Raw genomic sequence first — 2,786 nt, forward strand, 5'->3', positions numbered from 1 at the left:
CGATGTGGATGCGGGCACGCGCTTCTTCGACCGGCTGGAGGAACTGATGCGCTACGCCAATCGCGACCCGGAGATGCTGGAACTGGCCTATTACTGCATCGGCCTTGGCTTTCGCGGCAAGTACCGGGTGCAGGGCGGGGCAGGAGAGGCGGCGCTGATGGCGCTGCGGTCACAGATCGCGCGCCTGATGCATGACCCTGACCGCGCGGGGGCCGATCTGTCACCGCACTGGCAGGGCGTCGACGCGCCTGATGAAAAGCGGCGCTTTGTCGTGCCCATCTGGACCGTGGCGCTGGCGGCGGTGGCGCTGATAACCGCGATCTATACCGGCCTTGGCCTACAACTGTCGTCGAAGGCCGAGGCGCTTTACACCCTCGCCGCTCGCATCCCACCCATCGAGCGGGCGGAGATCTTCCGCCCCGTTCGCGACAACGCCACCCCGCCCGCGCCCGAGATCGTCATCGAACCGACCGTGCTGGAGCTTTTGCCCGAATTCGCGGCCGAAGCCCCGCCCGCCCAATTGTCCGCGCTGAAAGGGCGCGAGGATGCGGCGCTTGCCATCCTTGTCGTGCAGGCGACCGATCCGGAGGTGTTCCGTTCGGCCAAAGCCGATATCAACGACGTCTACGGACCGCTCATCGCCTCCATCGCAGCCGTTATAATCGAGAACCAGGAGGTCATCGGCGGCGTCACCGTGATCGGCCATACCGACAGTATCCCGGTGCAACGGTCGAACCCTTTCGCCTCCAATCAGGGGCTTTCCGAGGCACGGGCGGCGACCATCGCGCAGCTTCTGATCGCGCGCGGCGTTTCTGCGGAGATTGTGAAATCCGAGGGCCGCGCCGATGCCGAGCCGATGGCTGACAATACCACGCGCGAAGGGCGCGCCGAGAACCGCCGTGTCGAAATCAAGATCGAAAAGAGGCTTTAGGCGATGCGGTTCATCAAGGCCATCTTCCGCTTCCTGATCTCACGCCGCTTCTGGACGTTTGTAGGCATCGCGCTCCTTTGCGCGCTGATCTGGGTCTTCGGGCCGCTCGTTTCGGTGGGCGAGGTGGTGCCGCTGGCCTCCGACCTCACCCGGCTGATCGTGATCGGGGCGATCCTTGTCCTCTGGCTCATCTCGGTCCTCTTCGCGCTTTTGCGCGCGGCCCGGCGCAATCAGGTCTTCGTCTCGGAACTCGCGCAGCCGGCGCCGGTGGTCGAGCCGAAGGCAGGCGAAGCGAACGTGGCCGAGGTCAACAGCAAGTTCCAGTCGGTGCTGTCGGAGATGAAGCGGTCGAAACTCGGCAGCCGCAAATTCCTGCGCGACATGCCGTGGTATCTGATGATCGGGCCGCCGGGGACCGGCAAGACGACGGCCTTGCGCCAGTCGGGGCTGACCTTCCCAATCGACCTCTCGGACGACATCAAGGGCGTCGGCGGCACCCGCAACTGCGACTGGTTCTTCACCGACGAGGCGGTGCTGGTCGACACCGCCGGGCGCTATGTCCAGCAGGCCAGCGACCCCGAGGCGGATGCCGTCGAATGGGACGGGTTCCTGAACATGCTGACGAAGCATCGCGGGCGGCGGGCGCTTAACGGCGTCATCGTTGCCCTGTCGATGCGCGAGCTTCTGGGATCGCCCGAGGAGTTGCAGGTGCATGGCCGCGAAATCCGGCGGCGGCTACTGGAACTGCGCGAAAAGCTGTCGATGCAGTTGCCCGTCTATCTGATGATCACCAAATGCGACCTCGTGCCGGGGTTCGTGCCGTTCTTTGCCGACCTCTCCACCCGCGAACGCGAACAGGTCTGGGGCGCGACGCTGGGCCTCGACGCCCGCATCGACGGCGTGACGGTGGAGCGTGAGACCAAGGCGCTGATGGTGTCAGCGGAACGGCGGCTGGCGGCGCGGATGGCCGAGGATGCGAGCCTGCCGCAGCGGGCCGAGACCTTCCGCTTTCCCGCCCAGATGGCAGGTGCCGAGGGGCCGCTGAAAAGCCTGATCGCCACGGTCTTCGGTGAAAGCCGCTATGAGGAAAGCCCCTGGCTGCGCGGGTTCTATTTCACCTCGGCGACGCAGGAAGGCTCCCCGATCGACCGTCTGGTGGGCGAGCTGTCGTCGGCTTTCGGTCTGTCCGCTGCCCGGCCCGAACAGCGGCGGCATGGCGAAAGCCGGTCCTATTTCCTGCGCAACCTGATCACCGACGTGATCTTCCGCGAGGCGGGGCTCGGCCTTTTCGACCGCGCGGCAGAGGAGCGGCGCAAATGGCTCTGGCGCGGTTCGGTCGCCGGGGCGGCTTTGGTGACGAGTGTCGCGGGCCTTGCCTTCCTCTTCTCGTTCCTGCGCTATTCCGGGGCGATCTCCGATCAGGAACGGCTGATCGCCGACCTGTCCGGGCGCCTCTCGAACGTAGCAGCGCGGCAGGCGCCGACCGATCCGCTTGACCTCGACCTCGCACTTGATGCGGCCAATGCGGTGGCCGCCGCACGCACGGAAGTTCCCGCCTCGGCGCTCACATATCTCGGACCGACAGCGGAGCCCGAGCTTGCCGAGGCGCAGCGCATCGCCGCCGACCGCACCGCCCGCAACATCCTTGAACCGCGCATGGTCGCGGTGCTGGAGGCGACGATGTGGCGGTATGTGCGCGATCCGGAATTCCTGCTCGGCGCGCTCAAGACCTATTTCATGATGACCGGAAATGCCCCCTATGACCGCGATTTCGTCACTGGCTGGTGGCAGGAGGCCCTGCCCGAAGCAGCACCTATCGACATCTTCCCGACCGAGGCGGCGCGTGACCATCAGT

General features: G+C 65.9%; 2 protein-coding genes. Both read left to right on the plus strand.

Translation table 11 applies throughout. The features are described 5' to 3' along the window. The coding region (locus tag WBB85_RS12185; protein WP_432638881.1) for a DotU/TssL family secretion system protein at window positions 1–931 on the plus strand (931 nt) is incomplete at its 5' end. A gap of 3 nt (window positions 932–934) precedes the next feature. Beyond that, window positions 935–2,786 (plus strand): type VI secretion system membrane subunit TssM (tssM, locus tag WBB85_RS12190; protein WP_432638882.1); only part of this gene is annotated, 1,852 nt, incomplete at its 3' end.

Source organism: Albidovulum sp. (genome assembly GCF_049646345.1).
Lineage (GTDB): Bacteria > Pseudomonadota > Alphaproteobacteria > Rhodobacterales > Rhodobacteraceae > Albidovulum.